A 17,978-nucleotide genomic window follows, 5' to 3' on the forward strand; every position below is an offset into this window, starting at 1 on the left:
AAAGAAACTATAAGGTTTCCTTATGCTTTTTACGGTAAGCGTAATGAAAAACAACGGGCAATACGGTAAAGGACAGCAGCATACAGATGATCAGTCCGCCTACAATCATAATAGCCAGCGGCTTCTGAATTTCCGATCCCATTCCGTTGGACATTGCTGCCGGCAGCAGTCCCATTGATCCCATCAGGGCAATCATCACTACGGGACGGATTCTGCTCTGCACTCCCTGGGCAATGGATTCTTTAAGGGACATTCTGTTCTGCAGGTTTTCTTTCATCACTCCAATCAGAACGATCCCGTCAATGGTAGCCACCCCAAAAAGGATAATAAACCCGATTCCCGCAGAGATTCCGAAAATAGTTCCGGTAAACCAGAGCGACAGAAATCCTCCGATAAATGCGAATGCAAGGGTTATGGAAGAAATCAGGGTATCTTTCATATTTCCAAAATTGAAATACAGCAACATCAGAATAAGAACCAGTGAAATCGGGACCACCATCGCCAGCTGTTTTCCTGCTCTTTCTTTACTTTCAAACTCTCCTGCCCAGGTCATTTTATGCCCTTTCGGAAGCTTCACCTCTTTTTCCACCTTTGCTTTTGCTTCTTTGATCGTACTTCCCAGGTCGCGGCCTTCAATATTAAATCCAACTCCGATATAGCGGCTGTTTCCTTCACGGTAAATAAACGATGGCCCGGTATGATAATCAATCGTTGCAATTTCTTTCAGCGGAACCTTTTTATTATCCTGAGTCGGGATCAGGATATCCCCCATTTTTTCCGGGGTATCGCGGTACTGCTTTTCAAATCTCAGCATGACATCAAACATTCTTTCGTTTTCATAAAATCTGGTGGCTGCCTGCCCTCCGATGGTCATTTCGATCACAGCCTGTGCATCTGCGGTAGACACTCCGTATTTTGCCATCTTGGAATCATGAAGCTGAATTCTGAGCTCCGGAAGACCAATATTTTTAAAGACATTAACGTCTGAAATTCCCGGAACCGTCCTGATGGAATTGGCTACCTGATTGGCATAATCTTCAAGCTGGAATAAATCGTTTCCGAAAATCTTGATCACCAGCGGAGCCTTTACCCCTGCTACATATTCTTCTACATTATCCTGGATCGGCTGGCTGAAACCAAAGTTGATTCCCGGATATTTTTCAAGGGAAACCCTCATCTGCTCCAGCAGTTCTTCTTTGGATATTTTTTTCTTCCATTCATTTTCCGGTTTAAGCTGGATATTGAATTCTATATTAAAGAATCCGGTGGGATCTGTTCCGTCATTAGGACGCCCGGTCTGGGTCATGATGAATTTTACTTCATCATATTTCATCAGGATGTCCTTCATTTCTTTGGTAAGACGTACCGATTCATCCAGGTTAACACTGTTGGGAAGGGTAGCACGAACGTAGATTGCGCCTTCGTTCAGTTTCGGTAAAAATTCGGAACCATAGCTGGAGAATCTCCAGCCGCAAACAGCGAGTAAAGCAACAAACCCAATGATAAATCCTTTTTTGTGACGGTCGCTGAACTCATAAATCCGGTAGATATTCACTCTGAAGAATCTGGAAATAAAATTTTCCTTTTCCTCTATATTTTTCGTCAGCAGGAGTTTGCACATCGCCGGAACATATGTGAGACTCAGAATCAATGATCCCAATAATGCATATCCTAATGTAAATGCCAAAGGAGAGAACATTTTCCCTTCAACTTTCCGGAAAGAGAAAATAGGCATCAGGGCAACAATAAGGATCAACAGTGCAAAGAAAATATAGCCGGCCACGCTTCCTGCACTTTTTTTGATGATTCCCAGCTTTGAAATTTTATTGAATCTGCGCAGTCCGATTTTCCGGGCTTTGTGTTCGAGGGCAACAAAGACATGTTCAACAATAACGAGTGTTCCCTCCAGCAGCAAGCCGAAATCCAGCGCACCCATAGAGATCAGATTGGCAGGAAGCCCCTGGATTTTCAGCATGATAATAGCAAAAAGGAAAGCCAGGGGAATCACTGAAGCGACAATAAACGTTGTTCTCCAGTTGTACAGGAAAATAAATACAATAACGGAAACCAGAATTACCCCTTCAACCAGGTTTTTGGAAACGGTATGAACGGTAGTGTTCACCAGCTCTGTACGGTCTATAATCGGTTCGATCTGAACATCACCGGGAAGCTCTCCCCCATTCAGCTGTTCTATTCTCTCTTTCAGCCGGGCAATCACTTCACTTGGATTTTCACCGCGGAGCATGATCACAATTCCTTCTACCACATCATTCTCCTTATTATATCCTACCTGCCCCAGTCTTGGTTTGGCAGATACTTTTACTTCGGCAACATGCTTTACCAAAATTGGTGTGGAACCTTTTACCTCAATCTGTATGTTTTCAATATCCTCTTTCCTTTCCAAAAGACCGATCCCCCTCACTACATAGGCCTGATCTCCTTTGGACACCACATCTCCTCCTACATTAATGTTGCTTTTCGAGACGGCTTCATACACATCCAGGGGGGAAAGGTCATAATTATGCAGTTCCGTAGGATTAATTTTTATTTCATATGTTTTTTCTTCTCCTCCGAAACTCACCACATCCGCCACTCCCGGCACTGCCAGCAGTTCTCTTTCAATAACCCAATCCTGAATGGCTGTCACTTCTTTGATCGGCAGTTTACTTTTGATAATATACCTGTAAATTTCCCCGGTTGCGCCGGAAGGAGGCTCAATGCTGTATTCCGCACCATTGGGAAGCTGTACATTTCCCAGTTTATTGGAGGCATACTGCTGGGCATAGAAATCACTGATATGATCATCAAAAATGACAGTAACCACCGACAATCCGAATAATGAAATAGACCTTACCGAAGTTTTATTCGGAATAGAATTCATTTCCTTGGAAATCGGCAGGGTGACGAATTTCTCTATTTCCTCGGCACTTCTTCCCGGCCACTGGGTAATTACCCGTACCCTGGTATTGGTAACATCCGGAAATGCTTCAATAGGCGTATGAATATAGGAATAGATTCCTCCGGCCAGCAAAAGGAAAGTTCCCAGCAGAACGATCAGTGAGTTTTTTAAAGAGAAGGAAACTATATTCTGTACAAATTTTCGCATTATTTCCCGGCTTTGTTTAATTGATTTTTCAGGTTCTCATAGATCAGCAGACCGTTGGAAGCGATGACCGTCTCTCCCGGCTTTAAGTTTCCTTCTACATAAATATGCCGGCTGTTGGAAGCAATCTCCGTTACAGGCCTTATTTCCAGCTCGCAGTCTTTTTTATACACCACAACATAGCTTTGATTGTTGTCGAAGATTAAGGCCTTGACTGGAATTGCCAATGCGTTTTTATTTTGTGAATTAAGAGGTAAAACCACGTCTGCCGACATTCCCGGCCGTAGTTTCATTCCATGATTATCCATAATGATTTTCGCCTTCAGCACCCGTTCATTTTCATTGAAGACCTGTGAAACCGTATTGATCTTTCCTGAAAAACTTTCATCCGGATAAGCCAACGTCTTTACGACAACAGGCTGATCTACGTATACATTCCTCATGTTTGTAGCATATACATTCGCCATCACCCATACCTTATCCAGATTGGAAATGGTGAAAAGCTGATCTCCACCGGCAGTAACCGGCATTCCTCTGGAAACATTTTTAGAAATCACATAGCCGTCCGCCGGAGCCTTAATCTGAATGGTACTTCCTCCCGCTGAATACAGCTGCATATTTTTCTGTGTTTTAGAAATATTGGACTGCAGGATCGCCACTTCAGCTTTTGCTTCCTGTAAATCTCTTTGGGATGCAATATCATCTTTATACATGGCTTCCACAGAGGAAAGCTTTCTTTTGGCCACAGCCAGCTGAGCCTGTAAGGTCCGGGTATCATCCTGCATTTCATTGACTGCCGTACTTTTTACACTGGCCAGTACCTGCCCCTTTTTCACATAATCTCCAAGCGAAAAGTAGGTATCAGTGACTATTCCGTCCACAAGGCTTACAAACGGAACGGTTTTATCCGAATTGCTTTCCACTTCCCCGGTCAGCGTAATACTTTCCTCGATAGGGCGGATCTCTGCTTTTACAAGCCGGATGTCTTTTTTAAGTTCTTTGCTGATGCAGTAGCTTTTATTTTCTTCTTTATTTTCCTGCTGATCTTTACAGCCTGTAAGGGTGACCAAAGCAGACAGATAAAAAACAGCAATATATTGGGTTGTATTCATTCTCATCGGTAGGTATTTATAAATCCTGTCCCACAACGTACTGCAGGTTTTCGTAATATTGATTAAGTTCTTTTTTAGTGTCCAGAATGATCATTTTATTGCCGATATAGGTATCCAGGAAATCCATGTATTCCAGCATACTGATGTTTCTAAGCCTGAAATTTTTCTCATGGCTTACCAATAGGCTGTCCAGTGTAGATTCATAGGCTTCATCAATTTCTTCAGACACCTGCTGTGTCCGGATATAGTTTCTGAAAACAGAGATGATTTCATTCTCAGATTTCAACAGGTTTTTCTGTGTCTCATTTTTCATTTTCTGAATTTCCAGCCGGGCTTCCTGGATATTTCCTTTATTCCTGTCGAAAACGGGAAGATCGACAGATATCCCCAGTCCTATAAAATCCTTCATGATATTCCCTCCGCGGTCGTACCCAATGGAAACTGCAATATCCGGAACTTTAAGAGCATTCTGTATTTCCAGGTTTTTCTCGGCGTGTTTTTCTTTATTTTTTGAAATCAGAATATCCGGGCGGTTTTCTTTTGCTTTTTCCAGCCACCGGGAAAGTTCCAGTTCGGAAAGTTCTTTATCCGGCATGACAAATGCATCTGAAATAATAAGGTAAGAACGGGCAGGCATCATTAACAGGGCTTTCAGCTCTGTCTGTCGGTCTTCAGTTTCCTGTTTCAATGAGACCAGTTTTTTCCTGAATTCAATTTCCTGCGCTTTCAGGCGGACATATTCTGCCTTACTGATATTCCCGAGGTTTAGCTGATTGTTATAAGACCTTGTTAATTTTTCAATGGAAGAGATCTGTCCCTGATAAATCTTTTGCTGTTCCTGGCTGTACTGGATCTCAGTCATGATATTTCTCACAGTCTTTTTAAGCTCACGCAGAACTTCCTGTAATTCATACTTCTCTCCTTCCACCTCTATTTTCTGAAGCTCGATATTTTTCCGTCTCTTTCCGGCGGTCTGAATCACCTGTTCAATCTCTGCCGAGATCTGGCTGTTTTTTCCCCAGTTCCCGATCAGTGCCGGCTGTTCTTCGATATCATATGTTCTCCATAAATTGACTTCACTGATGCTTAATTTGGGGTTGGGCCAGTATTTAGCCTGAACAGCCCGTGCTTCCGCCTGGGAGATTTCCAGCTTCTGCGCAATGAGATCCAGGTTTTTAGCAAGAAAAACTGCTTCTGCTTCTTTCCTGGAAATACTTACCGTATCGGAAATCTGTGCCGAAAAGAAACTGAAACCATGAATATACAGGAGGGTAAAAATAATCTTCTTCAAAGGTCTTATCATTTAAGACCACAAAATTACCGGCGTAAGATTAGACTCAATTTCGAATGAAATTAGAATTCAGTTAGTTCAACATTAGAATTTGATTAGAATAGGTAGAGATTATTTTTTAACACAAATGACAAATTTGTATCTCACAAAATAATATATCAATGGACAAGGGAAGGCTTTTTAATCATATTATAAATGGTTATTCGCTATCAGTGAAGCCTTCAGGTACAAGAGGTTATATCACTTCAAACGGCTCCAATGGAAAGTGACACATAGGAAGCATTTAATTGCTGACCGGTTTAAAGGTTCAGGATATAAGGAAGCCTTAAGTATTATCAATACAAGTGCAGAATATAATCTTGGACCGATGCTTACAGCAGAAGAAAAAATAGAAGAAGAAGAAGCTGATAAAATAGCTGATAAAACCCAAAATAAAATGATTACTTTTGATATGACGGTTGATGCTATATATTATATTTTGCTGAGAAGGAAAAAGATGAACTATATAAACATGGGCTTAATCTGTAAATTATTTGGCGGATAATTTCAAAGCGGATAAAGAGTCAATTGATGGTAAAGCTGAAGCGAAAGCAAAAGAAGACAAGGGGGATAATAAAAAAGATAATTAGACAGAAAAGTGGTAAAAATAAAAGAATTTATTTTAAAATTTTTGGATAAAGAAGCCGAATGCTGGACAAGATTACATTCAGATGATTTGATTGCTTTTAATAACTGCGTTAAAGAGTTATATAATATGGCAATTGAAGATCTTGACGAAAGTTTAGGGATCTTTGAAGAGAAAGAACTTATTGAAGAACAGAATCCAACAATATATAGACCTCGCCATTTGTATAAGATAAGCACTTATAAAAATGAAATTTATGAAGATGTATTTGTTGCTTATGTTTCAAACATAACTACCGACCCTGATCCTGATCCGTTATTAGGTACTGTTTTTGAAGCTTTTATTATTAATGAAATTGAAAATGAATTAAAAGTTATTGGAACAATGATGAGATATAAAAACCGCTCAACGATGAAAGTTGAAGGCTGGAAGGCAAGTGTATATAATCCGTCTGATTTAGATATTAATCAATTAGGTGAATTTATTTCTGCAGAAAAGTATTTTGAGCCGGGTAATCGCGATGATTTTTCATTGGAAGAATATTTGAAGGATAAATAAAAAAATATATATTTTTAATTAAAAGCGAAGTTTCTATTTTTAGAAGTTTCGTTTTTAATTTTTAAGATGTTAAATGATTACTTTTGACATGAAAGCGGATATAAAAGCCAAGTTTAAAGACGGAAACAGTTTATCTGCAATTTTGTTATATGAAAAAACGCATATACATTCTACTGAATTCTGTGGAAAAATAAAACCTAATAAGGTTAAAAAAAATAATAAACCACAAAAGTCACAAAAGATTTTAATACTAAAGTGATTGCAAGATAAAAGCAATTTGCATAAGAAGTACACATGAGTTTTGGAAAACCGTTGATTTTCACAAACGCAAAAATCTGCAAAATCTTTCAAATCTGCGAAAGATTAAATTTAATAGGCTCTGGCCAAACACTAGGAAAAAAGCCTTACCGTTTCAAAAAATCAGGCGGAAATATAAGCAGAACATTCGTCCCTACATCTACTTTAGAATCAATTTTCATGATAATATGATGATGATCAAAAATACTTCGGGACAGCGATAATCCAATACCACTTCCCTTAACTGAATCCACATTTTTCCCTCTGTAAAATGTCTCCGTAATTTTGGCTAGATCTTCCGAAGGAATTCCTTTTCCATGATCTTTCACTTCAATGTTCAATTGATTTTCCTGTTCCGATAAAATGATCTGCACAGGATGATCATAGGAATATTTAATTGCATTTTCTACAATATTATATAATGCAAGATAAAGAAGTGTCTCATTTCCAGGAAACTCTAATAAAGCAGGTTTTGTAACCTGCAGATCTATTTTAACAGATGCATGATTTTCCTTTGCTCTGGCTTCCAGCTTTTCATAGATCTTCCAGATCAGTTCATCTATTCTTACCTGTTGATGAGAAGATTCCAGCTTTGCCATTCCGGACATCAGCAAAAGGTTATTAAGAATATTTTCAATCTCGTACACATTATCCAGAGATTCTTTCGCTACTTTCCTGTACTCTTCGGGGCTTCTGTCTTTTTGGGCGAATACTTCAAGATTTCCGGAAATAGCGGCCAAAGGGGTTTTAAATTCATGGGAAACATAATTGATAAAATTCTGCTGCAGAAGCATACTTTCTGAGATCCTGCCCAGTAATTTATTATATGACCTGATCAGTTCTTCTATTTCATCATTGGTATTGGTAGAGGTAATCGCTGCGGATATATTATTATAATCCACATTACTGATCCGTTCCACAACATTGGAAACGGGTTTATAAACAATTTTTGAAAGATAGCGGCTCAGAAAATAAATAGCCAGCAATCCCAGCGCCAGTACGGAAGCCATAATCACAGAAAGCCTGATCATCTGGGACCGGAATGAATCGTCCGGATATTTTACAAAAACAACAAAATCACCCTGGTTATCCGGATAGAAGATTCCGGAATAAAAGCTCTTGTCGGCCATAAACTGTACCCCTTTATTATTTCTGGCAGCTTCTAAATGCCGCAGTTTGATGTTATGGTCATTCAGATTATGACCAAATGTAACTTCATTATTTTTGTTATAAACAGCTACCCTGTTGTTCTGAATAAGATGATTGTATTCTTTTTTGATCTGTGCATGTCTGTCTTTGGGCAGTTCATCTTTTTCAAGGTAATAAATTGCAGAAATAAGGGCCGTATTTCTTAGCTTTTCAAAGTAAAAAATTTTTGTACTGTCATAATAGGCAAAGAATATCACTACAAATGTAACGATAGAAACAATGCCGAAAGAAAGGCTTGAAATAAGGGTAAACCTGTTTCTGAGCGTCATCTTCAGTCTTTAATTAAGTATCCGGTTCCTTTCACGGTATGAATAATTTTCTGATTGGTCTCATCAATTTTATTGCGGATATAGGAAATATAGACATCCACTACATTCGTTGCATTATCAAAATCAATTCCCCATACCTTATGAAGGATCTGTGTTCTGCTCAGGACCTTATTCTTATTTTCCAACAGGTAGGTAAAAAGTTTATATTCCGTTGGAGACAATCCAATTTCCCTATCATCCTGGGTTACCTTATGGAGATCTGTATCAATAATGATATTTCCGCATACCAGAAGCTGGTTTTCCTTCTGGTAACTCAGTTTATTTCTTCTTGTTAAGGCTTTTACTCTTGAAATAAGTTCATCAAAATGAAAAGGTTTGGACAGATAATCATCCGCTCCCAGATCCAGCATTTTAATTTTATCATCCGGACTGTTCAGCGCACTCAGCACCAGGATCGGGGTATAATTTCCTTTAAACCGGATCATCTGTGTAAGCTGTATCCCATCCAGCCCGGGAAGCATAATATCCATCAGAATAATATCAAAGTCATAGGTATTAAGAAGCTCTCTTGCTTTTTCTCCGGATTCTGCAAGTGCGATATGGTATCCCGCTTCTGAAAGTCCTTTTATCAGGAAATTGCTAATTCTCTGATCATCTTCAACCAATAAAATATTCATGTGCTTCAGAAATTTCCCATAAATATAGCCATTATGTAGTTAGAAGAGAAATCGGGAACAAAGACAGAAGATATTTTAAAGCCGTACATATCCGTAAACACCTCCAACATCCGGCCTTTTTTCATAATTTTGAAAAATGGAGATAACCTACCTAATTATCGGATGTATTACCGGGGGCCTGCTGGGTGCCCTGATTGTATATCTGGCCCTGAAATCATCCTCGGTTTCAAGAAGTTCCTATGAAGAATTAAATAATTTACATATTAAAAATAATGCTGATCTTACCAACGCTCTTCAAAAGATCAGGGAACTGAATGAAGAAAATGGCAAAGAAAAAGAACAGCATCTGCTCAGCCAGGATCTGCTGAATGATCTGAAAAATGAGTTTGCAAAACTTTCGGCAGAGTATACTTCTGTGAATACCCAGTTTCAGGAACTGAAGCAGTTAAACAACAGACAGACTTCCCAACTGGAAGTGCTGACCATTGAAAAGCAGGATATTTTAGCTAAAAATGCAGAATTTGCCGCTCAGAACGAAAGCCTGCAACAGTCTTTACAAACCCGGAAAGAGGAGATCATCAGGATTCAGGAGGAATCCAGGCTGCAGTTTGAAAATCTGGCCACTAAAATTTTAGAGGAAAAGACAGAAAAGTTTACTACGCTGAATCAGAATAATTTAAAAAACATTCTTGAACCTTTTCAGGAAAAAATAGCCGATTTGAAGAACAAAGTGAATGAAGCCTATGAAAAAGAAAATAAAGAACGCTTCTCTCTGGCTGAAAAGGTAAAAGAACTTGCAGAACTTAACCAGCAGATCTCTGATGATGCCAAAAAACTGACCCGTGCTTTAAAAGGTGAAAGCAAAACCCAGGGAAACTGGGGAGAAATGATCCTGGAAAGCATCCTCGAAAAATCAGGACTGGTAAAAGGAAGAGAATATTTTCTGGAACATGAATTGCGTGATGAAGATAATAAAGCTTTATTCTCAGAATTCTCCGGGAAAAAAATGCGTCCCGATGCCGTTGTAAAATATCCTGATGAAAGAAACGTGATTATTGATTCTAAAGTATCACTGACAGCTTTCACAGAATTGGTAGATGAAACCGATGCTGACGTTTATGCCATAAAACTGAGCCGGCATCTTGGATCTATCAAGAACCATATTAATCAATTAAGTCAAAAAGCATATGACGATTATGGAAAATCTTTAGATTTTGTAATGATGTTTATCCCAAGTGAACCGGCTTATATTGCAGCTATGCAGGCCGATCAGAATCTTTGGAACTATGCGTATGAAAGAAGAATCCTTTTGCTGAATCCAAGCAATCTGATCACTTCCCTTAAACTCATTGCTGATCTCTGGAAGCGTGAATACCAGAACAGAAACTCAATAGAGATCGCAGACCGCGGTGCCAGACTTTATGATAAATTCGTAGGTTTTGTAGAAAATCTGGAAAAAGTAGGACGAAATCTTGACCAGGCTAAAAATGTTTACAACGAAGCTTATAAACAGCTTCATACCGGAAATGACAACCTTGTGATTCAAACTCAAAAACTGAAATCCTTAGGAATCAAAAATAAAAAGGACCTGCCTCAAAGTCTTATTGACAACAGCAGTTTTACTGACCAATCAGAAAGCTAAATCCCTTATTATATGTTTTTTTTTGCATCATATCCTTATCCAAAGTCCGAATCCCTCAAAGAAATATTGGTTTCTTCTCTGGGAGCCGGAATTTCGGTATATCTGTTTTTGATTATTTTTCAGCCTTTTGGTACGGAAAACTTCCGGCATCCTAATAAATTCCTGATACTTTTTCCCTACTGCATTATTTTCGGAACTGTTTTTTTCATTGTCAACCTTATAACTTCCCTTTTTAGCAACTGGAATATCGGCACCGAGCTCTTAAAAATAATTTTCATTTTATTCCTGGGATCTGTTTTTTCCTATTTTTATAATGCATTATTTGTAAGCCATGTAAAGCTTGATCCCGGTAATTATTTTTATATGCTACTGTATTCCCTGGCAATCGGAATTCCGGTTTCTGTCATATACATTTTATCACGGTATATCTATTTAAAGAATATACATGAAAATACAGCTCACAATATTTATCCCAATCTTCCCATTTCCGGACAACAACAAAATCTCCTGAAAATATCCGCACAGAATACAGAACTTATCATCGCTGAAAATGATTTTTTATTGGTTCGGTCTATGGAAAATTACTGTACATTTTATTTTATAGAGAATGACAGTTTAAGAAAAATACTGATCAGAATAAGCTTATCCGGTGCTTTACAGCAAATCGGAACAGATTCTGTTAAAAGATGCCACCGATCTTATATCGTCAATCTGGGAAGGGTAAAAAAAATCAAAGGAAATGCTCAGGGCTATAAATTAATTCTTCCTGAAATTGACTTTGAAATTCCTGTTTCAAGAAGTTTCATACCATCAATTATTCCTCAATTGCAGAAGCAGCATTGATAATTTTGTCATTCGTCACTATTCTTTGTTATTCATCACATTACCTTAAAAGTTTGGATTTAAAGCTACATTTTTGCTCAAAAATTAACAGACATGAGTAAAAAAATCAGCTTCTTCTTAATCTTTATTGCAGGCTTTACCATCTATTATTTCTTCGATTTATTTTATTTTAAAACGATCCAGACTTTTACAAAAAGTGTCCTTCACAGCAAGGCTATTGCCCATGTAATTGCTTATTCTGTGACATTAATTCCATTGATGGTTACCTTAAAAGTATTGTTTCCCAAAAGGAATATTGCAGATCTGTTTTCATTAAACAAACCCATTAGCAGAGGATTTATGCTTGCATTTACCGGAACCCTTCCCATGCTCATCGGGTATTTGATTCATTTTAAGGCAATAAGCAAAATAAACCTGGAATCCCTCTTTATCAACACACTTTCTTCAGCATTTTTTGAGGAGATTATTTTCCGGTCTTTTCTTATCGGAATACTATTCCGGTTTACCAGACTTGGTTTTTTATCATCCGCATTATTCGGTTCCTTGCTTTTTGCTCAGGTACATTTATATCAAAGTCAGAACATTACAGAATTGTTTGAGATATTTGCCATTACATTTCTAGGCTCAGTATTCTTTGCATGGACATATTTTGAAACGGATTACAACTTATGGACAGCTATATTCCTTCATTTCTTTATGAATATGTACTGGGAAATATTTAATGTCTCGGAAAATGTTTCGGGAAATCTCTACGGAAATCTTTATAAAATAGTCTCAATTGTCGTTGTAATCGTACTTATCATTTATTTTAAAAGAAAAAATAAAATCCCTTTTGAGGTGATCTGGAAAAGTGCTTTTATCAGGACCAGAGAAGTTCAATCATAAATTTTGCATAATTTTGCAGAATGTTGATAGAAAGTTTTCAAAACGATAAAATAAAAAATGTCACTAAACTCCTTACTGACAATAGGTTTCGTAAAAAATCAAAAGTTTTTGTAGTTGAGGGCCGGCAGGAAAATGAAAGAGCATTACGTTTCAGTTTTGAAGCCGTAGAGTTTTTCATCTGTGAAAATATTTTTAAAGGACAGCTTCCTGATGCCAGAATTCATTATGTAAGTGAAAAAGTATATGAGAAAATAGCTTACAGAGAAAGTTCCGAGGGAATTATCGGTATATACCGGGCTAAGGAAAACCCTTTATCGTCATTTGTACCTAAAGAAAATGCCACGGTTATCATTGTGGAAGGTGTAGAGAAGCCTGGAAACCTGGGGGCAATTTTAAGAAGCTGCGAAGCATTCGGCATTGATGCCCTGATTGTTTCTGACGGAAAAACTGATTTTTACAACCCCAATGTGATCAGATCCAGTGTAGGATGTCTTTTCGGAATGGAAGTTTATCAGGCCGAAAACCAGGAAACCTTTGAATTTCTCCGGAAAAATGCATTCAATATTTACACCACTCTTATGGATGAGACTGCTGAAGACCTTTATAAAAGAGATTTTACACAGCGTTCTGCCGTATTATTCGGTACAGAACATTCCGGTTTAAGCGATTTCTGGACCGGAAAAGGAAAAAACACCCTCATTCCTATGTCCGGAAGCATCGATTCCCTGAATCTGAGCAATGCCGTAGCTATAACCTGTTATGAATCCTTAAGGCAGAAGAAGGGATAATTTCAGAAGGCAAACCCGAACAAAAAGATATCCTTCCCTGCAAGTATTTGTTCAAACCGAACTATAAGAATATTGATAAAAAAAGAGCATAAAAAAACCGTCTCACTGGGTGAAACGGTTCTTTTATTATTTAAGCTTAAGCTAAAATTATTTCTTAGCTTCTTTAGCAGCTTCTTTTGTAGCGTCTTTAGCAGCTTCAGCAGCTCCTTTAGCAGCATCAGCAGCTCCTTTAGAAGCATCTTTAGCAGCCTCAGCTCCAGCAGCAGTAGTAGCAGCAGCAGCATCTTTAGTTGCCTGAACACCAGCAGTAGCAGCAGAATCGATTACTTTGTTAGCAGAATCAGCTACGTTAGCAGCAGTTTCAACAGGAGCGTTAGCAGAATCGTTAGTTCCTTCAGTAGCAGTAGCTTCAGTTTTTTTACAAGCAACTAGAGAGATTGCAGCGATAGCAGCTACGAATAATGACTTTTTCATAATAAATTAAATTTAATTTTGTTAATATTGTTTTATAAAATTTTCTTCTGTTCTGTTATTTGAACAAGACAAAGGTATAGCAGATAGAAAAGTTGTTTATGAAAAATAATTGTAATACATTTGTAAAATAGTTTTACAAAAAAACATAACTGATAATCAACAAATTAATTATTAAACAAAAAATTGACAGATTTAGATCTACTGCACTTTGAACAGCTTAAAAAGGACGTTCAGGCACAATATTTAAAAGAATACACTCCTTCCCATGATGATATTTCTAAATGGAAGGGGATTGATATTATATATTTCCAGGAAGACCTGCGCAAAAAAGCGAAAGGCAACATCAGTGAAAAGTCATTTTACACCTATTTCAAAACTTCGCCAGTCACCAAATTACCGAGAATAGATATGCTCAATTTACTGAGTATTTATGCGGGATACGACTCATGGTACGAGTTCAAGAAACAGCACCTTTTTGCCGGTGAACTTCTTCAGGATAATGAAGAAACTGATGAGGAAGAAATCAATGAACTGGAAAAAACGGTTGCTGAAGCTCCGGAACTTCCAAAATCTGAAATCCAGCTTCCAAAAACAGTATATCAGCCGCATGAAAATGCCGATTTACAAAAATCAAATACTGATAATCAAACACTTAAACAAAACACAACTTTAACAGAGAATCCTGGAACAACACCCGCTGTCCCTAAGAAAAATTTCTTTAAAAAACATGTATGGGCTATTGTAACTTCAGTTTTAATTACGATTACCGGACTTCTGGGTTTTAAAGATGAAATTTTTTCAAAAACCTATAAATATTGTTTTGTGGATAAAGACAGGGGAACTTCCGCAATCAATACCCTTAATATTATGGTGATGAAGGATAATGAGTCTCCTATCCTGTATAAAATAAAGCCGAATGAATGCTTTTATTATTCCACCAAAGATAAAAATCTGAAAATGGTGATTACCTCTCCCCTGTATGAACCCCTTACCGTAACCAGGAGTCTTGAAAATGCTCCGGATGAAGAGCGCATAGAACTGAAGCCGGATGATTATAAGATGGCAGCCTATTATTTTTCGGTAAAAGATGCCAAAGGAAATCCGGAACTCCTTAAACAGAAAAGAAACCAGCTGGAAAACCTGATCAGTAATACAGCCGTAATCTATCAGATCTATGATAACAATATCTACGGAATTGAAAGGCTGGACAAGCAAAAATACATCACACTGGTAACCACTCCTACCACCTCCTTAAAAAACCTGAATCTTATTGAAATGATTAAGGATAAAAAAGGAAAAATAATATCTATCAAATTTAAAATTGCATCCACAGATGAAAAAAATAAATAACTTTTTACTTCTGGCAGTACTTATAATTGCATTCGCTGCCTGCAATAACAAAAAAACGGAATCTGTAAGTGATCTCGAAAAACTGAGAAACAGCAACAACACCAAAAGCTACCCTGCCGTACAGATGGACAGCATGCAGGTCATCAATTCCATCACCCAGCAGAAAGTTCAGGAACTGCTTGATCTCTCCACCCTTTACCTGACCGGGAACAGAAATACAGAAATAGACACCGCTATTTATTCACAGATGGAAAGCTATTTTCATAAACCGGATTCTTTAACATTCAAAAAACTGTTCAGAGAACTGGACAGCCTGAAAGTAAAATCGGTAAAAGTGAATAATCTGAATGTTTATAAAGAATTCTATAAAAAAGACACCTTAGATTATGCCAGATTCGATGTGGAATATTTCGATGACAAAAAGAAATCTCTGGGAACCTTTGAAAAAAATGCACAATATATCCTTTTATTGACTCCATCTAAAATGCAGAAAGAGTTTAAATTCTACTTCCTTGATTTTTACTCTGCTCCGCTAAAAAAAGACACCACTTCAACAGGCGTAACCAAATAGTCTAAAGGAATATCATTTTCCCAGCTATCATCCACATATTCATCGGGGTTAAAGTAATTGACCCCGACTTTTTTTGTTTCCTGTGAAATATTCTGAAAAAGCCTGTCATAAAAGCCTTTTCCGTATCCTATTCTGTTTCCGTGACGGTCGCAGTATAGCAATGGGGTAATGACAAAGTCAAAACCGGTTTCCCCGGAATCATTACTGTTAACAGGTTCCGAAATTCCCCAGTTATTGGTTTCAAAAACCGAATCCTCAGAAATTTCAACCGCAATAAGCTGATCTGAAATAATCTTCGGCACATACACGCGGATATGATGCTCAAAAAAATATTCAATAAAGATCCGGGTATCAATCTCGTTAAATTTCTCAATGGGAATGAAAATATGTATTTTCTGCCCTTCCCGGGGATTGAAATAATCCAGAAAGTTCCTGAATATTTTCTCAGATAACACAAAAGCCTCATCAGAAGACAAGGCTTTTCTTTTTTGCATATATTTTTTTCTTAGTTCAGCTTTCAGCATAATTGACGTATTAATTAATCGCAGACTAATATTTTATGACCGTCTATATCTTTAAATGAAAATTCTGTATTACCGTATATCCTTTTCGTAATCGGTTCAGAGATCTCAATTTCAAGCTGTATCATTTCCCTGTAAAATTCTTCAATCTCCGGAATCCAGAGGATAAGATCAGCCGCCAGAGGATTCAGGTCTTCATTAAAGTGAAGGTTTTCTTTTTTCGATTCAATGAGATGGATCTGGAAATGATCTTTTACAACAATTCCATATACTTTACACCCATTTTCCTCTAAAAAATTCAGAACCGTAAACCCGATTTTCTCATAAAAACGAATGGTATTCTGAACATCTGAAACCACCAATTGGGAAGCTGAAGAAATAATTCCGGACATGACAGGTATTTTTTAGGATAAAATTTTATACAACTTATCAGACAAGCGAACTCTGAACGGAAGTTCAAAAGTAATCTGATCTCCTGTTTTTGCTGTTTCACAAGGACCGCCTTGTACATACATTTCAGTAACAGTAATTTCCTGCTCTCCGGTAGTAGGTCCTGAAATCAGGATTCTATCCCCTACTGAAAGTTCATTATTCTCAATTAAAAACTGGGCAATCTTTGATTTTGAGTAATAATGTTCCGCTTTACCGATCAAGGTTTTTTTGACAGCGATTTTCTGCCGGATATTCTTTGTTTCCGCTTTGGCCAAAGGTTTTGCAGATAAATCCCCTGAATTTTTAAACTTCAGAGCATCGGATTTTCCTTTTCTGAAGACTTTATTTCCAACCTGCAGTCCTTTTCTCAGTTTCACCTGTTCTTCCAAAGGCAGATGAATGATATCCAGACATTCCGTAGAGCAGCAGTTTTCCATAGCGGCTTTACATTCGTCACACTGGATGAACAGTAGGTGACAGGCATCATTGGCACAGTTGGTATGGTTATCACAAGGTTTCCCGCACTGGTGGCACTGTGAAATAATATCATCAGTAATTCTTTCTCCCAGACGGTGATCAAACACAAAATTCTTTCCGATGAATTTGCTTTTGATTCCTTCTTCTTTGATCTGGCGGGTATATTCAATGATTCCTCCTTCCAGCTGATATACGTTTTTAAAACCCTGGTGTTTGAAGTAAGCACTGGCTTTTTCGCAACGGATTCCGCCTGTACAGTACATCAACAGGTTTTTATCTTCTTTATAATCCTGCAGCTGGTCGTTGATAATCGGCAGGCTTTCCCTGAAATTTTCCACATCAGGAGTAATTGCTCCTTCAAAATGGCCCACTTCACTTTCGTAATGGTTTCTGAAATCAACTACAATGGTATTCGGATCTTCAAGCAGATCATTAAATTCCTGTGCTTTTAAGTGGATTCCTTTATTGGTAACATCAAAAGTATCATCATTCAAACCATCCGCAACGATTTTATTTCTGACTTTTACAGTCAGTTTTAAAAAGGAATAGTTGTCCTGATCCACAGCTACGTTCAAACGGATTCCTTTCATAAAATCGTAGACCTCGAGCGTATCCCGAAAAGCCTCAAACTGGTCCGCAGGAACACTCATCTGAGCATTGATTCCTTCATGGGCAACATAAATACGGCCAAGAGCATCAAGGGCGTTCCAGGCTATAAACAGTTCATCGCGAAATTTTTTGGGATCTTCAATTTTGGCATACGCATAGAAAGACAGGGTAAGACGATCTTTACCGGCTTCATCAATAAGCTTTGCTCTTTCTTCTGCGCTTAAGGTGTTATACAGTTGCATGCT

The 17,978-nt window shown here is 37.9% G+C and carries 17 protein-coding genes; 8 read left to right on the forward strand and 9 right to left on the reverse strand.

The window, feature by feature from the left end; genetic code table 11:
* Positions 1-7: 7 nt before the first annotated feature.
* Genes AC106S_RS21305 through AC106S_RS21315 form a run of 3 tightly spaced genes read right to left on the reverse strand, consistent with a single transcriptional unit; the run spans position 8 to position 5,506 of the window.
* Positions 8-3,106, reverse strand: a complete 3,099-nt coding sequence (locus tag AC106S_RS21305; protein WP_482441789.1) for an efflux RND transporter permease subunit — start codon at positions 3,104-3,106, stop codon at positions 8-10.
* On the reverse strand, positions 3,106-4,221 hold the full coding sequence (locus AC106S_RS21310; RefSeq protein ID WP_482441791.1) for an efflux RND transporter periplasmic adaptor subunit: 1,116 nt from the start codon (positions 4,219-4,221) through the stop codon (positions 3,106-3,108). The genes AC106S_RS21305 and AC106S_RS21310 overlap by 1 nt, the downstream gene beginning before the upstream one ends.
* Positions 4,222-4,231: 10 nt before the next feature.
* Positions 4,232-5,506: a TolC family protein gene (locus tag AC106S_RS21315; protein WP_482441792.1), complete on the reverse strand. Its 1,275-nt coding sequence runs from the start codon at positions 5,504-5,506 to the stop codon at positions 4,232-4,234.
* A gap of 367 nt (positions 5,507-5,873) precedes the next feature.
* Here AC106S_RS21315 and AC106S_RS21320 point away from each other — a divergent pair, with 367 nt between their 5' ends.
* Both AC106S_RS21320 and AC106S_RS21325 read left to right on the forward strand, forming a co-directional pair.
* A complete protein-coding gene (locus AC106S_RS21320) occupies positions 5,874-6,050 on the forward strand; it encodes a hypothetical protein (protein ID WP_482441793.1) in 177 nt (58 codons plus the stop codon).
* Between the two features lie 126 nt (positions 6,051-6,176).
* Positions 6,177-6,689: a hypothetical protein gene (locus AC106S_RS21325; RefSeq protein WP_482441794.1), complete on the forward strand. Its 513-nt coding sequence runs from the start codon at positions 6,177-6,179 to the stop codon at positions 6,687-6,689.
* A 404-nt stretch (positions 6,690-7,093) separates the two neighbouring features.
* Here AC106S_RS21325 and AC106S_RS21330 read toward each other — a convergent pair whose 3' ends face one another.
* Complete coding sequence (locus tag AC106S_RS21330; protein ID WP_482441795.1) at positions 7,094-8,464, reverse strand: sensor histidine kinase; 1,371 nt, start codon at positions 8,462-8,464, stop codon at positions 7,094-7,096.
* A gap of 2 nt (positions 8,465-8,466) precedes the next feature.
* On the reverse strand, positions 8,467-9,141 hold the full coding sequence (locus AC106S_RS21335; protein WP_482441797.1) for a response regulator transcription factor: 675 nt from the start codon (positions 9,139-9,141) through the stop codon (positions 8,467-8,469).
* 136 nt (positions 9,142-9,277) lie between these two features.
* On the opposite strand from AC106S_RS21335, the gene AC106S_RS21340 reads away from it, so the two are divergent.
* The 4 genes from AC106S_RS21340 (at position 9,278) to AC106S_RS21355 (ending at position 13,299) form a co-directional block, all read left to right on the forward strand.
* Positions 9,278-10,783 carry a DNA recombination protein RmuC gene (locus tag AC106S_RS21340; RefSeq protein ID WP_482441799.1) on the forward strand — a complete coding sequence of 502 codons (1,506 nt, stop codon included), beginning with the start codon at positions 9,278-9,280 and terminating at the stop codon, positions 10,781-10,783.
* A 12-nt stretch (positions 10,784-10,795) separates the two neighbouring features.
* The gene (locus tag AC106S_RS21345; RefSeq protein WP_482441801.1) at positions 10,796-11,626 is read left to right on the forward strand and encodes a LytTR family transcriptional regulator DNA-binding domain-containing protein; all 831 of its coding nucleotides are present in this window, start codon (positions 10,796-10,798) and stop codon (positions 11,624-11,626) included.
* A 93-nt stretch (positions 11,627-11,719) separates the two neighbouring features.
* On the forward strand, positions 11,720-12,511 hold the full coding sequence (locus AC106S_RS21350; RefSeq protein WP_482441802.1) for a CPBP family intramembrane glutamic endopeptidase: 792 nt from the start codon (positions 11,720-11,722) through the stop codon (positions 12,509-12,511).
* A 20-nt stretch (positions 12,512-12,531) separates the two neighbouring features.
* Complete coding sequence (locus AC106S_RS21355; protein WP_482441803.1) at positions 12,532-13,299, forward strand: TrmH family RNA methyltransferase; 768 nt, start codon at positions 12,532-12,534, stop codon at positions 13,297-13,299.
* Positions 13,300-13,446: 147 nt separating this feature from the next.
* On the opposite strand, the gene AC106S_RS21360 is transcribed toward AC106S_RS21355, so the two are convergent.
* Positions 13,447-13,773, reverse strand: a complete 327-nt coding sequence (locus AC106S_RS21360; protein ID WP_482441805.1) for a hypothetical protein — start codon at positions 13,771-13,773, stop codon at positions 13,447-13,449.
* A gap of 183 nt (positions 13,774-13,956) precedes the next feature.
* Between AC106S_RS21360 and AC106S_RS21365 the strand changes: the two genes are divergently transcribed.
* Together AC106S_RS21365 and AC106S_RS21370 are read left to right on the forward strand one after the other, a co-directional pair.
* Complete coding sequence (locus tag AC106S_RS21365; protein WP_482441806.1) at positions 13,957-15,123, forward strand: hypothetical protein; 1,167 nt, start codon at positions 13,957-13,959, stop codon at positions 15,121-15,123.
* Positions 15,107-15,694 (forward strand): hypothetical protein, encoded by a 588-nt coding sequence (locus AC106S_RS21370; protein WP_482441807.1) that lies wholly within the window; start codon positions 15,107-15,109, stop codon positions 15,692-15,694. The genes AC106S_RS21365 and AC106S_RS21370 overlap by 17 nt, the downstream gene beginning before the upstream one ends.
* On the opposite strand, the gene AC106S_RS21375 is transcribed toward AC106S_RS21370, so the two are convergent.
* The 3 genes from AC106S_RS21375 to trhO are packed head-to-tail and all read right to left on the reverse strand — an operon-like array spanning position 15,643 to position 17,975.
* Positions 15,643-16,218, reverse strand: coding sequence for a 5-formyltetrahydrofolate cyclo-ligase (locus AC106S_RS21375; RefSeq protein ID WP_482441809.1), 576 nt, complete (start codon positions 16,216-16,218; stop codon positions 15,643-15,645). The two genes, AC106S_RS21370 and AC106S_RS21375, sit on opposite strands and share 52 nt — an antisense overlap.
* A 14-nt stretch (positions 16,219-16,232) precedes the next feature.
* Positions 16,233-16,607, reverse strand: coding sequence for a VOC family protein (locus tag AC106S_RS21380; RefSeq protein WP_482441810.1), 375 nt, complete (start codon positions 16,605-16,607; stop codon positions 16,233-16,235).
* Positions 16,608-16,619: 12 nt separating this feature from the next.
* Complete coding sequence (trhO, locus tag AC106S_RS21385; protein WP_482441812.1) at positions 16,620-17,975, reverse strand: oxygen-dependent tRNA uridine(34) hydroxylase TrhO; 1,356 nt, start codon at positions 17,973-17,975, stop codon at positions 16,620-16,622.
* Positions 17,976-17,978 lie beyond the last annotated feature (3 nt).

This window comes from Chryseobacterium sp. FR054, assembly GCF_056844565.1.

Excerpts from the sequence above, each read along its gene's own strand:
- AC106S_RS21380 (WP_482441810.1), bottom strand. The coding sequence starts at position 16,607 with ATGTCCGGAATTATTTCTTCAGCTTCCCAATTGGTGGTTTCAGATGTT.
- AC106S_RS21370 (WP_482441807.1), top strand. The coding sequence starts at position 15,107 with ATGAAAAAAATAAATAACTTTTTACTTCTGGCAGTACTTATAATTGCA.
- AC106S_RS21330 (WP_482441795.1), bottom strand. The coding sequence starts at position 8,464 with ATGACGCTCAGAAACAGGTTTACCCTTATTTCAAGCCTTTCTTTCGGC.
- AC106S_RS21355 (WP_482441803.1), top strand. The coding sequence starts at position 12,532 with ATGTTGATAGAAAGTTTTCAAAACGATAAAATAAAAAATGTCACTAAA.
- AC106S_RS21310 (WP_482441791.1), bottom strand. The coding sequence starts at position 4,221 with ATGAGAATGAATACAACCCAATATATTGCTGTTTTTTATCTGTCTGCT.
- AC106S_RS21375 (WP_482441809.1), bottom strand. The coding sequence starts at position 16,218 with ATGCTGAAAGCTGAACTAAGAAAAAAATATATGCAAAAAAGAAAAGCC.
- AC106S_RS21345 (WP_482441801.1), top strand. The coding sequence starts at position 10,796 with ATGTTTTTTTTTGCATCATATCCTTATCCAAAGTCCGAATCCCTCAAA.
- AC106S_RS21340 (WP_482441799.1), top strand. The coding sequence starts at position 9,278 with ATGGAGATAACCTACCTAATTATCGGATGTATTACCGGGGGCCTGCTG.
- AC106S_RS21360 (WP_482441805.1), bottom strand. The coding sequence starts at position 13,773 with ATGAAAAAGTCATTATTCGTAGCTGCTATCGCTGCAATCTCTCTAGTT.
- AC106S_RS21350 (WP_482441802.1), top strand. The coding sequence starts at position 11,720 with ATGAGTAAAAAAATCAGCTTCTTCTTAATCTTTATTGCAGGCTTTACC.
- trhO (WP_482441812.1), bottom strand. The coding sequence starts at position 17,975 with ATGCAACTGTATAACACCTTAAGCGCAGAAGAAAGAGCAAAGCTTATT.
- AC106S_RS21305 (WP_482441789.1), bottom strand. The coding sequence starts at position 3,106 with ATGCGAAAATTTGTACAGAATATAGTTTCCTTCTCTTTAAAAAACTCA.
- AC106S_RS21320 (WP_482441793.1), top strand. The coding sequence starts at position 5,874 with ATGCTTACAGCAGAAGAAAAAATAGAAGAAGAAGAAGCTGATAAAATA.
- AC106S_RS21335 (WP_482441797.1), bottom strand. The coding sequence starts at position 9,141 with ATGAATATTTTATTGGTTGAAGATGATCAGAGAATTAGCAATTTCCTG.